The sequence below is a fragment of the Blautia luti genome, assembly GCF_013304735.1.
Lineage (GTDB): Bacteria > Bacillota > Clostridia > Lachnospirales > Lachnospiraceae > Blautia_A.
On sequence record NZ_JAAITI010000018.1, the window covers coordinates 55,299 to 72,463 of the forward strand.

Annotated in this window: 11 protein-coding genes, 2 tRNA genes and 1 rRNA gene; 2 read left to right on the forward strand and 12 right to left on the reverse strand. The window is 45.9% G+C overall.

The window, feature by feature from the left end:
- Nucleotides 1–89 precede the first annotated feature (89 nt).
- The 4 genes from G5B06_RS11045 to G5B06_RS11060 all read right to left on the reverse strand — a co-directional run bounded on the left by G5B06_RS11045 (nt 90) and on the right by G5B06_RS11060 (nt 9,913).
- Complete coding sequence (locus tag G5B06_RS11045) at nt 90–2,144, reverse strand: LTA synthase family protein (RefSeq protein ID WP_148448930.1); 2,055 nt, start codon at nt 2,142–2,144, stop codon at nt 90–92.
- 15 nt (nt 2,145–2,159) lie between these two features.
- The gene (locus G5B06_RS11050; RefSeq protein WP_173772049.1) at nt 2,160–4,814 is read right to left on the reverse strand and encodes a valine--tRNA ligase; all 2,655 of its coding nucleotides are present in this window, start codon (nt 4,812–4,814) and stop codon (nt 2,160–2,162) included.
- A gap of 519 nt (nt 4,815–5,333) precedes the next feature.
- Nucleotides 5,334–9,191 carry an FtsX-like permease family protein gene (locus G5B06_RS11055; protein ID WP_244094550.1) on the reverse strand — a complete coding sequence of 1,286 codons (3,858 nt, stop codon included), beginning with the start codon at nt 9,189–9,191 and terminating at the stop codon, nt 5,334–5,336.
- An 8-nt stretch (nt 9,192–9,199) separates the two neighbouring features.
- Nucleotides 9,200–9,913 (reverse strand): ABC transporter ATP-binding protein, encoded by a 714-nt coding sequence (locus G5B06_RS11060; RefSeq protein WP_148448925.1) that lies wholly within the window; start codon nt 9,911–9,913, stop codon nt 9,200–9,202.
- A gap of 321 nt (nt 9,914–10,234) precedes the next feature.
- On the opposite strand from G5B06_RS11060, the gene G5B06_RS11065 reads away from it, so the two are divergent.
- Complete coding sequence (locus G5B06_RS11065) at nt 10,235–10,567, forward strand: hypothetical protein (RefSeq protein ID WP_148448923.1); 333 nt, start codon at nt 10,235–10,237, stop codon at nt 10,565–10,567.
- Nucleotides 10,568–10,637: 70 nt separating this feature from the next.
- On the opposite strand, the gene G5B06_RS11070 is transcribed toward G5B06_RS11065, so the two are convergent.
- From G5B06_RS11070 to G5B06_RS11090, 5 genes are read right to left on the reverse strand one after another with little or no spacing between them, the layout of a single operon-like run.
- On the reverse strand, nt 10,638–11,276 hold the full coding sequence (locus G5B06_RS11070) for a bifunctional 4-hydroxy-2-oxoglutarate aldolase/2-dehydro-3-deoxy-phosphogluconate aldolase (RefSeq protein ID WP_173772052.1): 639 nt from the start codon (nt 11,274–11,276) through the stop codon (nt 10,638–10,640).
- Between the two features lie 18 nt (nt 11,277–11,294).
- Nucleotides 11,295–12,347 (reverse strand): sugar kinase, encoded by a 1,053-nt coding sequence (locus G5B06_RS11075; RefSeq protein WP_147603389.1) that lies wholly within the window; start codon nt 12,345–12,347, stop codon nt 11,295–11,297.
- Between the two features lie 2 nt (nt 12,348–12,349).
- Nucleotides 12,350–14,095, reverse strand: a complete 1,746-nt coding sequence (gene ilvD, locus G5B06_RS11080) for a dihydroxy-acid dehydratase (protein WP_173772054.1) — start codon at nt 14,093–14,095, stop codon at nt 12,350–12,352.
- An 18-nt stretch (nt 14,096–14,113) separates the two neighbouring features.
- Nucleotides 14,114–14,350, reverse strand: coding sequence for an HPr family phosphocarrier protein (locus G5B06_RS11085; protein ID WP_148448917.1), 237 nt, complete (start codon nt 14,348–14,350; stop codon nt 14,114–14,116).
- Nucleotides 14,351–14,363: 13 nt separating this feature from the next.
- Nucleotides 14,364–15,719, reverse strand: a complete 1,356-nt coding sequence (locus G5B06_RS11090; protein WP_148448915.1) for a GntP family permease — start codon at nt 15,717–15,719, stop codon at nt 14,364–14,366.
- Nucleotides 15,720–16,014: 295 nt separating this feature from the next.
- Here G5B06_RS11090 and G5B06_RS11095 point away from each other — a divergent pair, with 295 nt between their 5' ends.
- Nucleotides 16,015–16,707 (forward strand): FadR/GntR family transcriptional regulator, encoded by a 693-nt coding sequence (locus G5B06_RS11095; RefSeq protein ID WP_173772056.1) that lies wholly within the window; start codon nt 16,015–16,017, stop codon nt 16,705–16,707.
- 126 nt (nt 16,708–16,833) lie between these two features.
- On the opposite strand, the gene G5B06_RS11100 is transcribed toward G5B06_RS11095, so the two are convergent.
- The 3 genes from G5B06_RS11100 to G5B06_RS18775 form a co-directional block, all read right to left on the reverse strand.
- Nucleotides 16,834–16,904 (reverse strand) — tRNA-Cys (locus tag G5B06_RS11100).
- Nucleotides 16,905–16,907: 3 nt separating this feature from the next.
- A tRNA-Asn gene (locus G5B06_RS11105) sits at nt 16,908–16,980 on the reverse strand.
- 91 nt (nt 16,981–17,071) lie between these two features.
- Nucleotides 17,072–17,165: ribosomal RNA gene (locus G5B06_RS18775) — 23S ribosomal RNA — on the reverse strand; the annotation flags it as partial.

Sequence of the window (17,165 nt, forward strand, 5' to 3'; positions counted from 1 at the left end):
CTTTCGGGGAGAAAAATTTCTCCCCTCCTGTCCGTTACGATACCATTATATAATAGTGGTGGAAGATGTCCAGTCCTAATCGTAATATTTTATCCGACATTTTTTGTATCGGATGTGTTTTCTGTGCTGCTTTTTTCGCTGTCAAGTTTCCACTTACTGTCAGAGAGCAGTGCATAAACAGCACGGTCATGGCTCTTGGTCATGGCCTTTCTGGTGGAACTGTTGCTTCGCTGCACTACCGAAATCCGGTCAAAATCATCCAGTTCTTTTCCGGTAATGATCAGCTTGGTCGGATTCACGTAAACCGTATCGTACCATTCTCCGTTGATCTTCACCTGGCTGGACGGCGTAAAGTTGGTTCCCTGAATATAATAGGTATGGTCCGTCTCAGACACAACCTGAATGGAATCCAGTGTGGTATCATAGATTCCCATACGCATCTTGGTACGCTCAAAAGGATTCTCTCCGTCGTAGGAATACTGTTTTCCATAGAGAAGGTCATACTGCAATGTTTCCAGATCCACCTGATAATTCTTGGTGTTTCTTCTTGCCTGATGATATTTGAAAATATTTCCCTCATGGATACCCACGCGGTCCATAACCTCTGCTGCCATCTGGTATGCTGCAAGATTCTCTTTCTTTTTCTTAAGTCCGAAATTATCCCACATCACATACTCTGTCTGGAAGAGATATTTGTTATCCACATCCTCCACAGTCAGTCCCATGGTCGGCAGATGGTCACCGTACATAACCAGAACCACATCCTCCGGATAATCGGCGAGCTTATCTGTCAGCTCTTTGACAAAATTATCCATCTCATGAATCTGGTTTACGTAGTACTCCCACTTGTTGTTCAGTTCCTCGGTAGGTGCACCGGAAACTGTGATCTCCGGATTTTCCAGTACCGGTTCAGACGGATAATCCCCATGTCCCTGTACGGAAATAGTGTATACATAATCCGGGCCCTCTGTGGAATCCAGACATTTGATGATCTCATCAGTAAGCACGCTGTCCTTGGTCCAGCCCAGCGGGTTCTTCTGATTCTCATCCTTCATATACTCAGCGGAAGTAAAGGTATCAAATCCCAGATTCGGGAAAATGCTTCTTCTTCCATAGAAATTCGCCTCATTGTTATGTATGGCGTGTGTGGTATATCCCAGATTTTTCAGCACATACGGAGCACTCTCACAGGTGGTTTCCTTAAGAATACTCTTATAAGGATATTCACCCGGGCCAAAATAATGAAGGCTCATTCCGGTAATGGACTCAAACTCTGTATTGGCCGTTCCGGCTCCTACAGACGGAACCTTGTAATAACCGGAAGAATATTCTTCCATCAGTTTCCGGAAATTCGGGATCGGGTCCTCGGAAATATCCAGATAATTTACCAGTGTGGGATCAAAAAAGGACTCCAGCTGTAAAAACAGGATATTCGGATGGCTTCCGTCTTTTGTTTCCGGAAGGTTCTCCTCGGAATTTTCGATCTTTTGGATCTCATTTTTGGAATAGTCTCTTGGAGCACTGATTCCGGTATTGAAGATCGTTGTTGCCAGACAGTAAGGATATCCGTAATCCTCATAAGCAATGGCAATGTTTCCAAAATAATTGGAAAGTACTCTTTTTTCCAGAGCAAGCTGTGTGATTCCTCCAAAAGCAAGGATTCCAGCAAGAACCAGCGGAATATTCACCTTGTATTTCAGTTTGCCTCTGTATTTCGGCGATTTTATCAGAATGATCAGAAGGATCAGAACTGCAATGCCAAGAAGTACCGCACCGATCGTCATCTGGGTCTGTGTCAGGTACTTCTTTGCAATGCTGAGGCCATCGGTCAGGTTCTTTACATCCGGGCCTGTAAACGGTGTGACACGGTTGAGAAGAAGAACACCGTTTACGATTCCCAGAAACAGCCATAAGCTGCCAATAAAAATACGCCAGAAAATTCTCTTTCGGAAGAGATAAACAAGCAGCATAGTCGTAAAGATAAACGCCGTATTATAAGCAAATACAAGCGGCTTTGTGGTCATGTAGGTCCATGCCTCTGTGAACGAGTGCCTGCATATGGCCTCGATCACAAAGTACAGGACTGCACATCCCAGAGCCTGAAGTATCAGCGAAATCTTATTGAAAAAGTTACACCACTTCATTAAAACACTCCTTCGTTATTTCACCATCTGTGTTAACTGCAGGTTCACTTTCTCTTTCATCTCTTTGTATTTCTCAAGTTTCTCATTCTCTGCCTCTACCTTTGCTGCAGGTGCCTTGTTCACAAAGTTCGGGTTGTTCAGCATTCCCTCACAGCGGGCGATCTCTTTTGTAAGACGCTCCTGCTCTTTTGTGAGACGCTCGATCTCTTTTTCACGGTCGATCAGGTCTTCCAGCGGCAGATATACCACACCGTCTGCTACAACGATGGATACCGCATCCTCGCCGATTCCGCTCTTATCCTGCTGCACATGGATCTCTTTTGCAAACGCAAGGTTTGTAAAGGATCTCTTGCAGGACTCAAAACGTGCACAGCTCTCTGCGTCCTTGCCTACGATGTAGATATTTGTCTTTCTGTTCTGCGGTACGTTCATCTCATTTCTGGTGTTACGGATTCCACGTACAACTTCCTGGAAACTTGCAACTGCTTTCTCAGCATCTGCAAAGTTCATCTCGTCTTTGTATACCGGCCAGTCAGAGATCATGATAGACTCTTCCTCTGGAAGCAGTGTGCAGTAGATCTCTTCTGTGATAAACGGCATGAACGGATGAAGAAGCTTCAGTCCCTGTGTCAGTGCAGTACGAAGTGTCCACAGTGCATCGTTTGCTGCTGCCGGGTTCTCCTCTGCTTTCCACAGTCTTACTTTGGCCATCTCGATATACCAGTCACAGAGCTCATCCCACAGGAAGTCATAAACTTTCTGTACAGCGATTCCAAGCTCATATTTATCCATGTTCTCGGTAACATCGCGGATCACGGTGTTAAGTCTGGAAAGGATCCATTTATCCTCGTTGCAAAGAGCGTTCAGATCTTTCGGCTCTGTTACGGTCTTTCCTTCCAGGTTCATCATAATGAAACGGGATGCATTCCAGATCTTATTTGCAAAGTTACGGCTGGACTCTACACGCTCCCAGTAGAAACGCATGTCATTTCCAGGTGCATTACCTGTCATCAGAGTCAGACGAAGTGCATCTGCACCGTATTTATCGATAACTTCCAGCGGATCGATACCGTTTCCAAGGGATTTACTCATCTTACGTCCTTGGGAGTCACGTACCAGGCCGTGGATCAGTACATGGTGGAACGGAGTCTCACCGGTCTGCTCCAGTGCGGAAAATACCATACGGATAACCCAGAAGAAGATGATATCATATCCGGTTACCAGAACATCTGTCGGATAGAAGTACTCAAGCTCCGGTGTCTTATCCGGCCATCCAAGCGTGGAGAATGGCCACAGTGCGGAACTGAACCAGGTATCCAGAGTGTCCTCATCCTGGTGCATATGTGTGCATCCGCATTTCGGGCACTTCTCAGGCATTTCTCTTGCAACAACCATCTCACCGCACTCATCGCAGTAATAAGCCGGGATTCTGTGTCCCCACCAGAGCTGACGGGAAATACACCAGTCACGAATGTTCTCCAGCCAATGCAGGTAAGTTTTGTCAAAACGTGCCGGAACAAACTGAAGATTTCCGTCGTCCAGAGTCTTGATAGCAGCTTTTGCCATTTCATCCATTTTTACAAACCACTGTGGTTTGATCATTGGCTCTACGGTTGTACCGCAGCGATCATGGGTACCAACGTTGTGACTGTGCGGAACAACTTTTACAAGGAGTCCCTGCTCTTTCAGGTCTTCTACCATGGCCTTACGTGCCTCGTAACGGTCCATACCTGCATATTTTCCGCCAAGGCTGTTGATGGTGGCATCATCATTTAAGATGTTGATCTCCTCAAGGTTATGACGGCGTCCAACCTCAAAGTCGTTGGGGTCGTGTGCCGGTGTGATCTTAACGCAGCCTGTTCCGAATTCCTTGTCAACATACTCATCGGCAATAACCGGGATCTCTCTGTCTGTAAGAGGAAGCTTCAGCATCTTTCCTACAAGGTCTTTATATCTTTCATCCTCCGGGTTTACAGCAACTGCTGTATCGCCGAGAAGTGTCTCCGGACGTGTGGTTGCGATCTCAACGAAACGTCCTTCCTCACCTACGATCGGATAATTGATGTGCCAGAAAAATCCGTCCTGGTCCTCATGTACAACCTCCGCGTCAGAAATAGAAGTCTGGCATACCGGACACCAGTTGATGATCCTGGAACCTTTGTAAATATATCCTTTCTCATAGAGACGGATAAATACCTCCTGAACAGCCTTGGAACAGCCCTCATCCATGGTAAAACGCTCGCGCTCCCAGTCTGCGGATGCACCCAGTTTTTTCAGCTGGTTGATGATCTTTCCGCCGTACTCTTCTTTCCATGCCCAGGCATGTTTCATAAACTCGTCACGGCCAATCTCGTTCTTGTCGATTCCCTCTTTACGAAGTTTCTCTGTTACCTTAACCTCTGTAGCGATGGCTGCGTGGTCAGTTCCCGGCTGCCAGAGAGCCTCGTAGCCCTGCATTCTCTTGAAACGGATCAGGATATCCTGCATGGTCTCATCCAGTGCATGGCCCATATGCAGCTGTCCGGTTACATTGGGCGGCGGCATTACGATTGTGAAAGGTTTTTTGTCCGGATTTACTTTTGCATGGAAGTATCCGTTGTCCATCCATTTTTTGTACAGACGATCCTCAATACCCTTGGGATCATAAGTCTTTGCAAGTTCTTTGCTCATGTTTTCCTCCTGAATCTTTCTTGGGATCAAGCTGTCTTTTTCGGCAGCTCTTTCTGATTATGGGAGCTTTAAAGCGCTCCTGTTTTCTGCAAGAAAAAACACGCCCTCCACACCAAAGCTAACAACTCCTGTGCGAAGGGCGATCATTCTCGCGGTACCACCTTCATTATCCGGGAAAAATATCTTATCTACTGTTCCCGTCTATCTCTTGTCCCTTAACGCGGGGTACGTGAAAACCTACGCAGCAGCTTCTGTGTCTGTTCTACACTTCTGCCTTCAGTCTCCCGGCTCCTAAACTACCTTCTGCAGTCTTCCATCTGAAAATGCCTTCCAGCCTGCGCTCCTTCTGCGTCCGTGCATTTCTCTCTGTCAGCGTATTCCTGCATACTCCTCTTATTCAACGCCTTTACCATGTTCCTACTATAATGAAATTTTCTTTTTTTGTCAAGACGGAGGCCTGCATTTCCAGGGATTTCACATATTTCCCTGTATGCAGGCCTTCTTCTCATTTCCGTATTTTTATTCTACGCTCTTCAGTGACTCTACCATATCGATCTTTTTCAGTTTGAAATGCATTACCATATTTACAAACATGGAAAATCCAAAGGTGATAATGCCGCTGTAGATAAAGCTTGGTGTCTTGATATTTCGTCCGAACATTACCGCATCTACCTCAACGGTTGTGATCACATACCGGTGAAGGAAGATTCCGAACACTGCACCTACCAGGATTCCTATGATGGACAGAAGGATATTTTCCCGGAATACATACTGGGAAACCTCGCCATCATAAAATCCCAAGACCTTCAATGTTGCAAGCTCTCTCTGACGCTCTGTGATATTGATGTTGTTCAGATTATACAGTACCACAAATGCCAGCATTCCGGCGGAAATGATCAGAACCCAGATTACGGTTCCCAGGGATCCAAGCATTCGCTCTACCTGACCAGCTGTACTGCTTGTGTAGCTGATACTTAAAGCTGCCGGATATTTCAGGATTTCATTTCCCAGAGTTTCCAGATCACTCTTGGCGTCTTCTTTCATGGTGTATACTGTACTTGAATACTCCGGTTTCTCTCCGAATGTTTTTTCGTAGCAGGATGGGGTCATGTAAACGTAATGTCCCATATAGTTCTCCGTAACAGCAGTGATCTTCACCTTATACTTCCTGTTGTCTTTCTCCAGTGTGATCTCGTCTCCTGCCTTCACTCCCATAAGAGAAGCCGTTTTTTCACAGATCACCGCTCCGTCATCGGTAAGCTCATACTGCTCATGGGATTTTCGATCCCGCAGGGTAACATCCTCTTTGAAGTTTTCCAGATTTTCCGGAACATACACATAAACACTGACATTTCCCTTTTCTTTCGGTGCCGTCATCTTGGTAAGCTGCACGCGGGTATAGTGGTCGATTTCGCTGTTTCCATCCAGGAATTTCAGAAGATCCCTTTCCTGGCTGTCTGTGGCATCCTCATCATTGATCACCATGGCATCGTAATGCTGGATCTGATCATACTGAAGAATCGCAATATCCATAATGGAGTCATAAAGTCCGAATCCTACAAGCATCAGTCCCATGCTTCCTGCAATTCCGAAAATGGTCATAAAAAGACGTTTCTTATAACGGAAAAGATTTCGCATGGACGATTTCCAGGAAAAGCTCAGATGCTTCCATATAAAGCCGATCCGCTCAATAAGGATCCGTTTTCCTTCTTTCGGTGCAGGCGGCCGCATCAGGGATGCCGGTGTCTCTGCCAGAGTCTTTACGCAGGAAAAAAGTGTTGCACCCATAGTACAGATCACTGCTGCTCCGGAAGCGATCAGTGCATAGCTCATCTCATAATCCAGTTGCATGTAATCACCGATATTCCAGTACATGATCCCGTAGGCCTGGATAATGATAAACGGAAAAACCTTTTCTCCAAAAAGTACTCCTACGATACTTCCGCCTACTGTAGCCAGGAATGCATAGCTGAGATACTTGGATGCAATGGCTGCTTTTCCGTAGCCCAGCGCCTTCATGGTTCCGATCTGGGTTCGCTGCTCCTCCACCATTCGTGTCATCGTGGTAAGACTGATCAGCGCCGCCACCAGGAAAAATATCATTGGGAAAACCTTTCCGATGTTTTTCAGCCGCTCTGCGTTATCACCAAAATCCGAGTATTCCGGAAGGTCATTGCGATCTGTGATGATCCACTCCGGTGTTTCAATATCATCTACCTCTTTCTGGGCATCATCGATCTTCTGCTGGGCTTCCGCAATTTTATCATCGGCCTCTTTTTTGCCATCCTGATATTCTTTCTTTCCATCGGAAAGCTTCTTTTTTGCGTCCTCCAGATCTTTTTTTGCATCTTTTAATTTTTGTTCGTTTTCCCGGATCTCTTTTTCACCATCCAGAAGCTTCTGTTCACTTGCATCCAGTTCAGCCTGACTGCTGGTAAGCTTTTCCGTATTTGCCTGGATCTCTGCCTGGCCTGCATTTAACTGTGCCTGCTTTTCCTCCAGCTGCTGCTGCCCGGAGCTAAGCTGGGCTCTGGCTGAATCCAGCTGGCTCTGGCCGTCATCCAGAGTTGCCTGGTTTGCCGTAATTTCTTCTTTTGCCGCTGAAAGCTCTGTTTTCTTTGCCTCCAGCTCTTTCTTTCCTTTGTCCAGTTCTTCCTGGCCTGCGTTCAGCTGCGCCTCTGTCCCGAAAAGTGTCTCTTCCTGCTCTTCGATCTGACTGAAGCCCTCATTGATCTGACTGAGGCTGCTTTCCAGTTCAGCCCGGGTCTGAGCCAACTCTGATTTTTTCGCTGTAAGCTCTGACTGCGCCTCGTCGATCTGTGCCTGACCGGCATTTATCTGTTCTTCCATTGCACTGATCTGGCCATTTAATGTCTGGATCTGCATGGAAAGCTCCGCCAGCTCTTCCTCAGTTTTTCCTTCTTCCGCACCGGCATCATACTGCGCCTGCAGTTCCGCCGCCTGACTGCTTAATGCCTCTTTCTGGCTGGTCAGTTCATCCAGCTGTGCCTGCTGCCCGGAAAGAGCTTCTTCACTGGAACTGATCTGAGTTTCGCCCTCGGAAACCTGTGCAAGTCCTGCCTCACACTGTTCTTTCTGACTGGTAAGAGTTGCCTTTGTTTCTTTGATCGTATTCTTTCCAGCTTCCAGCTGTTCCCTTCCGCTGTCAAGCTCAGCCTGTTTGCTTTCCAGCGTTTCCTCCGCTTCCCTGATCTGAGCCTCACCGTCACTTAACTGCTGTTTTGCGGCATTTAGCTGTTCGTATCCGGCAGTCAGCTCTGACTGCTTCTCATTTATCTGTGCCTCGGAGTCGGCAAGCTGGGATCTGGCAGAATTTAACTGGGACAGACCGTCTTCCACCTGCTGTTTTGCGCTGTTAAGCTGAGACCATCCATCTGCGATCTGCTGCCTGCCGTCAGCAAGCTGCTGTTTTCCATCGGTCAGCTCCTTTTTTGCATCACTAAGCTGCTGTTTTCCATCTTCGTACTCTTTTTTTCCATCGTCATACTCTTTCTGTCCATCGTCCAGCTTTTTCTTCGCATCACTGAGCTTTTCTTCTGATTCCTTCTTTCCGTCCTCAAGCTCTTTTCTGGCGTCATCCAGCTTTTCATTGGCTTCTGCGACGACCTCATCGTAGCGCAGGCTGCACTGTTCTTTTTCGATACCTTCCACACGCTTCCGTATCTTTTCGATAAGATTGTCGTAGGCATCGGTATAGCTGATCACATCCCCGGATTCATGTACCATAATATAGATCTGGGTAAAAGCCTCCTGATCAAAATCCTCCGGAAGAATGTATCCGAAGCCGCTGATCTCACCGGATCCAAGAGTCGTATTTCCTCTGTTAAATGAAATATAAAGAGGGCTGCTTCCGATTCCCACAACTGTATAGGTTGTCTTTTTCAGAAGTTCACTGTCTCCATCCTCACTGACGGATATGGTGTCACCGACTTTATAGCCCTGGTTCTTTGCAAATGGCTTGTCCAGAAAGATCTCGCCGCTTTTTTCCGGTATCCTTCCTTCATCTGCTGTAAGCAGGTTAAAATTGCTGCTGATGGATTCCAGATGAAGAACCTTCCTGGCATCATCCTCTCCACTCATAACATCCGTAGAATAACCACCTTCAGCCATCTCCACACCGTCAATGTCCGATACCGCTTCTACATCATTCTGAGTGAGTCCCAGTGTTCCCTGGATCTTCAGATCCATCAGCTTTGCAGCTTCATAATAGGCATCTCCGGAATATCTCATATCCGGAGAAGAGGCCTGGATCCCGGAAAAAAACGCAACGCCCAGTGCCACGATCAGAAAGATCGAGATAAAACGTACTTTACTTTTTCGGATCTCCATCCAGAAATCTTTGTGTAATGCTTTCATTCCGTCACCTACCATTCAATCTCTTCCACAGGTGTGGGATGTGCATTTTCGGTCATCTTCGAAACCTTGCCGTTTTTAATTTTAATCACACGATCCGCCATAGGTGTCAGTGCAGAGTTGTGGGTGATGACAATAACGGTCATGCCCCGCTCCCTACAGGTATCCTGCAGAAGTTTCAGGATTGCCTTACCGGTCTGATAATCCAGAGCTCCTGTGGGCTCATCACAGAGCAGAAGCTTGGGATTCTTCGCCAGGGCCCTGGCTATGGAAACTCTCTGCTGTTCCCCGCCGGAAAGCTGTGCCGGAAAGTTGGTCAGCCTCTCTTTCAGCCCTACCTCCTCCAGAACTGTCCTGGCATCCAGAGGATTTTTACAGATCTGAAGAGCCAGTTCCACATTCTCCAGTGCCGTCAGATTAGGCACCAGATTATAAAACTGGAACACAAAGCCGATATCCTCACGCCGATATCCGGTCAGCTGCCGATCCGTGTATTTTGCAATGTTTTTCCCATCGATCCAGACATTACCGGACGTAGCCTTATCCATTCCTCCCAGAATATTCAATACCGTTGTCTTTCCGGCACCACTGGGGCCTACCACAACCACAAATTCGCCTTTTTTTATCTGAAAGCTGATCTCATCCACAGCTATGATCTTCACTTCTTTTGAGCCATAGATTTTGGATACATTCTCCAGCTTCACATATTCTTCCGTATGCTCCATTTCCACCCCTCCTCTCTACTCTCTATATGATTTCAGGGGGCTTTTATCTGCCCCCTTTTAATTCTCTCACTCACGTATCACAGCTGTAGAAAAATGTTTTCGGCTGTGATCGAATATTATCAATAACTATATTTATAAGTATATCGGTTCTTAATTCAAAATGCAATTTCTACTTATATTTTACAAAGATTTTTCATTCCTGCGCATTTGTATTTTACATTTCTTTTCTATAATACAGACAGATAAAGGAAATCAATATTATGGCTGACTGTTGCTGACAACAGCAGAAGTATAATTCCAGCAAAACAGGAGGAATGGATTATGTATAAAGTACTGTGGAATCACTTAGATCAAAATTTAAAAAAGGCCCCTGCGCCAGCTGTTTTTCTTGCACTTTTGACAGCTGGATGGAGTGTAGCCGGAATTCTTGCAGGATTACTTGTTTGTCTGGAACTTCAGACAGAACTGATGGTGAAGCTGACTGTGATCTTATGTGCCGGTGGATACGCCGGACTGATTCCCGGCTTCTTCGGTGGGATCTTTTATCTTTACCGAATGGATCTTCGGAAACCTTCTGCGGATCCTGCAGCTGAAGCTGATCTGGAAAAATCTTCTGCGGATCCTGCTTCATTAATCTATTTTCACAATAATTGACAAAAAAGCAGAACTCTGCCTGGTTGTGCAGGGTTCTGCTTTTTTTATTGAATATGTGTATTAAGTTTGATTACTTTCTTATGGAATCAGCGAGATTTTTTGCTTCTGCTGTCAGCTCTTTTATTTTGTCAAATTCTCCTGCCTTCACAAGATCTCCTTTTACCATCCAGCTTCCGCCGCAGCAGAGGATTTTGTCACAGGAAAGATATTCCTCAAGGTTTTTCGCATTGATCCCGCCTGTAGGCATAAAACGGATTCCTGTATAAGGAGCTGCCATAGCCTTGATCATTGAAATTCCGCCTGCCGGTTCTGCCGGGAAAAATTTAACTATCTTAAGTCCTCTTTTCACTGCCTGTGCAACCTCTGACGGTGTGATACATCCCGGGAAAACAGGAATTTCTTTTTCCAGGCAGTAATCTACGATCTCAGGATCAAAGCCCGGGCTTACGATAAATTTTGCTCCGGCGCCAACAGCCGCATCTACCTGTTCTGTTGTAAGCACTGTACCTGCTCCCACAAGCATTTCCGGGAACTGCTCTGCCATGAGACGGATAGACTCTTCTGCTGCTTCTGTACGGAATGTCACCTCCGCACATGGAAGGCCGCCCTCAACCAGAGCCTTTGCCAGCGGTACTGCATCCTTTGTATCTTCCAGCACTACAACCGGAACCACACCAAATTTCTGAAATTTTTCTGCTATCTCTTTCATCTGAATTTCCCTTCCTATTTATCTTTTTATATCAAAGTTCATTTCCATCACATGTCTGATCATAGATACATCATCGGTAATGTTTCCATCACCATGGATCGTATGCTTCACGGCACTGGCTGCAACACCGAAATTCACGGTATCTTCCGGTGTATACTCATTCATAAGACCATAGATGATTCCGCTTACAAATGCATCTCCGCCACCGACACGATCAAGGATATGGAAAGTCAGACGCTTGCTTTCGTATGTCTTTCCGTTTAACCAGAGATACGCCATAAGACTGTTTTCACTGCAGCTATGTGCAAAACGGACATGTCTTGCAATGCATTTTATATTCGGATATCTGTCCGCAAATGCCCGGAACACTTTTTCCTGCTGTTCAAAATCCGGCTGAAACGGGATTCCATCCTTTACATCCCCTGCACTGTGGTCTTCTTCATTTTTCCAGATATGGTACGGCTCGATTCCGAAAAGGACATTTACATATGGAAGACAAAGTGTACAGAAATCTCTGGCCTCTTCCCAGGTCCACAGCGTACTTCTGAAATTTCCGTCAAAGCTTACGGTCATGTTCATTTCTTTTGCTGCCTTCAGGCAGTTTAAGATCAGATCCCTGCATTTTGTTCCAAGAGCAGGTGTAATTCCGCTCAGATGCAGCCATGTATATCCTTCCAGCATTTTTTTTACATCTGTTTTGCTGAAATCATACTCGGAAAAAGCGCTGTGTTTTCTGTCGTAAACTACCTTGCTGGGGCGGATCCCGTAGCCGGTCTCCAGATAATAGGTTCCAAGACGGTGTGTCGGAGTTTCTTCCGCTGTGGAATAAACCACACTGTCACAGTTCACATCATTGCTTCTCATCATACGTACAGAACTTTTTCCAAGACTGTTGTCCGGAACTACCGTAAAAAACGAAGCATCTATTCCAAGATTTGCCAGGGAAAGGGCTACATTCGCCTCGCTTCCCCCGTATCTTGCCTCAAAGGTTGTTGCTGTTCTGATTTTTTCATAATCCGGCGGTGTCAGACGCAGCATGATCTCGCCGAGAGTAATAAATTTATGTTTCATGATCAATACTCCAGATAGGCTCCCTTCATTGGGCTTGCAGCATGCTCACTGAAAAGTCTCAGCACGCCTTTTTTGTATTTTGATTCTCTTGGCTTCCAGTTTTTGCGTCTCTCGGCAAGGATCTGGTCGATCTCTTCCATGGACTTTCTTTCGCCTGCGATTCCGATGATGTTCAGCTTTCTTTCCATAACGTCGATCTCAATAAGGTCGCCTTCCTCAACAAGTGCGATTGGGCCACCGTCAACAGCCTCAGGGCTGCAATGTCCGATAACAGGGCCTGTAGATGCTCCGGAAAAACGTCCATCTGTGATCAGTGCGATGCTCTTTCCAAGCTCTTTGTCACTGCTGATCGCCTCAGATGTGTAGAACATCTCGGGCATTCCGCTTCCCTTTGGTCCCTCGTAACGGATGAATACTGCATCACCTTTCTGGACCTTATGCTTCAGAACTGCATCCAGACACTCCTCTTCACTGTCGAACGGTCTTGCACGGAGAACGGATTTAAACATTTCCTTCGGGCATGCGGTGTGCTTGATCACAGCACCCTCAGGTGCAAGGTTTCCACGAAGAACTGCGATACTTCCGTCGGTTCCGATTGCCTTGTCATATGGACGGATGATATCTTCCTTTGTAAGGCTTACGTTGTAGCGTTTGTTAAATTCCATAAGCCATTTGTCGCATTTCTCATAAAATCCGTTGTTCTTCAGCTCCTCAAGGTTTTCTCCGAGAGTCTTTCCTGTAACTGTCATCACATCCAGATGGAGATGTTCCTTGATCTCCTCCATGATCGCCGGTACACCACCTGCATAATAGAAGCACTCAGCAGGCCAGCGTCCTGCAGGACGTACATCCAGAAGATATCTTGCATTTCTGTGCAGTCTGTCAAAGGTATCACCTGTAATCTCAATTCCAAACTCATGTGCGATCGCCGGAATGTGAAGCAGACAGTTTGTACTTCCGGAGATTGCAGCGTGTACAAGGATCGCATTCTCAAAGCTGTCCATAGTTACGATATCAGAAGGACGCATATTTTCCATCTGTGCGATTCTTACTGCCTGTCTTCCTGCCTCTCTTGCGAAAGCAAGAAGATCCGGGCTTGTTGACGGCATCAGAGCTGTACCAGGAAGTGTAAGTCCAAGTGCCTCTGCCATGATCTGCATTGTTGAAGCTGTTCCGATAAAGGAGCAGGCTCCACAGCTTGGGCAGGCATTGCATTTTGCCCAGTCAAGCTTCTCTTCGTCGATCTCTCCACGCTCAAACTTTGCACTGTACATTCCCAGCTGCTCAAGGGTCAGCATCTCAGGTCCCGCATTCATGGTTCCGCCCGGAACAAATACGGAAGGGATATTTACTCTTGCAAGTCCGATCAGATTTCCCGGTACACCCTTGTCACAGCTTGAAAGATATACACCGGCATCAAATGGTGTTGCATTTGCATGGATCTCGATCATGTTTGCGATCATTTCACGGCTTGCCAGGCTGTAGTTGATTCCGTCTGTTCCCTGGCTTTCACCATCGCAGATATCGGTACAGTTATAGCGTGCACCAAAACCACCTTCTTCTGCGATTCCTTTACGAACTTCTTCCACAAGGATGTTCAGGTGTCCGCTTCCCGGATGGCTGTCACCATAAGTGCTTTCCACCATGACCTGAACCTTTCCCAGATCTTCTTTTTTCCATCCTGTTCCAAGGCGCAGCGGATCAAGCTCCGGTGCAAGATTTCTCATTTCCTGACTTACTAACTTCATGATTTTTTCCTCCATTTCCTATTCTCTGATCAGATTCAGATTTTCCAGCTTTTCTCTAAGTTCCTTTACATCCTCTTCTTCTGCTCCGATTTCCACATTATTAAATGTAGGAAGGCTGAATACTCCCAGCATGGACTTTGCATCTACGATATATCTTCCGCAGATCAGTTCCACATCCTTCCGGCAGCCGGATGCAGCCTGTACAAGATGCTTTGCATCATACATGTCTCTTAAATAAACCGGTATCTTTATCATTACGCTCTGCCTCCTATGCAAAAATTGAAATAACAAAGCCTACAACAAGTGCTGTAACACCGATCAGTGTTTCCATGATCGTCCAGGATTTTAATGTCGTTTTTTCGTCAATCTCAAGGAAAGTACTTACCAGCCAGAATCCGGCATCATTTACATGACTCAGTGCAGTTGCACCACCGCAGATCGCACAGCACATAGCAGCTCTGTAAAGCATGCTTGTATCCATTACTGCCGGCATAGTCGCCATGATTCCTGATGCCATGGTCATTGCCACAATGGAGCTTCCTACAGATGCCCTTACCAGAATTGCGATCAGAAACGCGATCAGGATCAGCGGAAGACCGCTTTTTTCCAAGGCCGGTCCGATAATATTTCCAAGGCCGGAATCCTGAAGCATCCATCGGATCACTCCGCCGCTGGCGATGACCAGAAGGATCATTCCAACCGGTCTCAGTGAATGATCCAGTATTTTCTTTAACTGTGCACCGGTAAAGCCACGACGGATTCCAAGAAAATACATTGCTGCAAGCGTTGCGATAGTCAGTGCCAGAAACGGTTTTCCGATAAATCCGAGAAAACTCTGTATTCTTGCCGGAATTGGCATGTATTTAGATACAGTACTGAGAAGGATCAGAACAAGCGGGATTAGTATCACGCCAAGCACCAGACCAAATGGCGGCAACTCTTTTCCATCATCTTTGATCTCTTCCACATTGGCCGGAAGTTCAGTGAAAATTTTGTTTCCAACCAGATTTCCCCAGATAATTCCTGAAACCAGCATACAGATCAGTGCAGTTGGAACTCCAACCATGATCATAGTTCCCAGGTTTACGCCAAGTGCATTAGCAACCAGTACAGATCCCGCAGAAGGCGGTACAAAAGCATATCCGCTGGCAAGACCTGAAAGAAGTGGGATTGCATAATACAGTGTGGATTTTTTTGTCTGCTTTGCAACACTGAATACCAGTGGGATCAGTACTACAACACCTGCTTCAAAAAATACGGTTGTACCGATCACCAGTCCGGTAAGTCCCAATGCCCATCCGGCTTTTTTCTGACCGAATTTGTCGATCAGTGTTTCCGCTATTCTCTGAGCGCCTCCGCTCACTTCCAGTATTCCGCCGAACATGGAACCCAGTCCTACCAGAAGTGCGATTCCCTGTAATGTCTTTCCAACACCTTTTTCTACTGTGTCTGCGATCATTTCCAGTGGCATTCCGGCACCTGCACCGATGATGATCGCTGAAATCATCATTGACAGAACCGGATGTAGTTTAAATTTGATGATCAGCACCAGCAGGATCACAATTCCCACTGCCGCAGCAAGCATCAATCTCATTGGATCTGCTGTAAATGTTGTTTCTTCCATTTTTTCTGCTTTTGCCTCCTTAATTCATCCGATGTTTTACTTTTCGTTAAATACATCTGACCTTTCTGTTGTTTTTTCTTTTGAATTGTGCTGATTTTCTTTGTTTTCGTTTCAATTCATCTGATGTATTTATAATATATTCATTCTTGCAAAAACGCAATACGGTAATTTTATCTAAATTATCGTATTATTTTTTGTACATTTTGTCGTTTTGACATTATAGTTTAAAGGAATTATTATAGATATAAGGAAAATATAAAAAGAAATAACGAATAGAAATGGAGAAACTCATATGATGATTTCGTCATCAGAAGAAAAAAGTCTTCCGCAAAAATTATCGGAAGACATCATCGCATTTATTTTAAAGGAAAATCTGCAGCCTGGAGACAAGCTGCCTAATGAAACGGTTCTGTCCGAACGTCTGAATGCCGGAAGAAGCTCTGTCCGCGAGGCAATGAAGCTTCTTGCTTCCAGAAATATCGTGACGATCCGTCAGGGATCCGGAACCTATATCGCATCATCTCCGGGAATGGTGGAGGATCCGCTGGGATTAACCTTTATCGGCAACAAGCAGAAGCTGATCCATGACCTTCTTGAAGTCCGTTTTCTGCTTGAACCCTCTATTGCAGCAATGGCTGCCACCCGTGCCAATAAAAAAGATATAAAAAAAATCACCACACTTTGTGATGAGGTTGAAGCATTATTAAAAAAACATGTGGATCATACCCAGAAGGACATTGAATTTCATACAGCGATCGCGCTGAGTAGCAAAAATGTTGTTGTTCCGCGGCTGATTCCCGTAATTAACAGCTCTATTCCATTATTTGTCGAATCAACCAGTGGTGCTCTACACGAAGAAACAATTGAGACACATCGTGAAATCGCAGATGCCATTGCAGAGCATGACGCTTTGCGTGCCCAGGATGCCATGTACCTTCATCTGGTTTATAACCGTAAAAGGATCCTGCTTACAGAAAAAAAATCCTGATCTATCGGACAGCATCCTTTCCTGATGCTGTCCGATCTTCCAGAAGTCTGTCTTCACGGCCTTCAGCAAGTACATTTTTATAGAAAAAATAAGCCCTGGAAATTCATCTTTCCAGAGCTTTCTAAGAGGTGCCACCCGGATTTGAACCGGGGATAGAGGTGTTGCAGACCTTTGCCTTACCACTTGGCTATGGCACCATGCTCCCCCTGTTGGACTCGAACCAACGACACTGCGGTTAACAGCCGCATGCTCTACCGACTGAGCTAAGGAGGAATACTTAATTTAAGGTTTGTACCTTAAAAACTACATACATGCTTGTTGATTGTTAATCAAACTCTTTGAATCAATTCTTAACCTGCGTTTCTTGGTCAAGCCCTCACCCGATTAGTAACAGTCAGCTCCATGTGTTACCACACTTCCACCTCTGCCCTATCTACCTCGTCGTCTTCAAGGGGGTT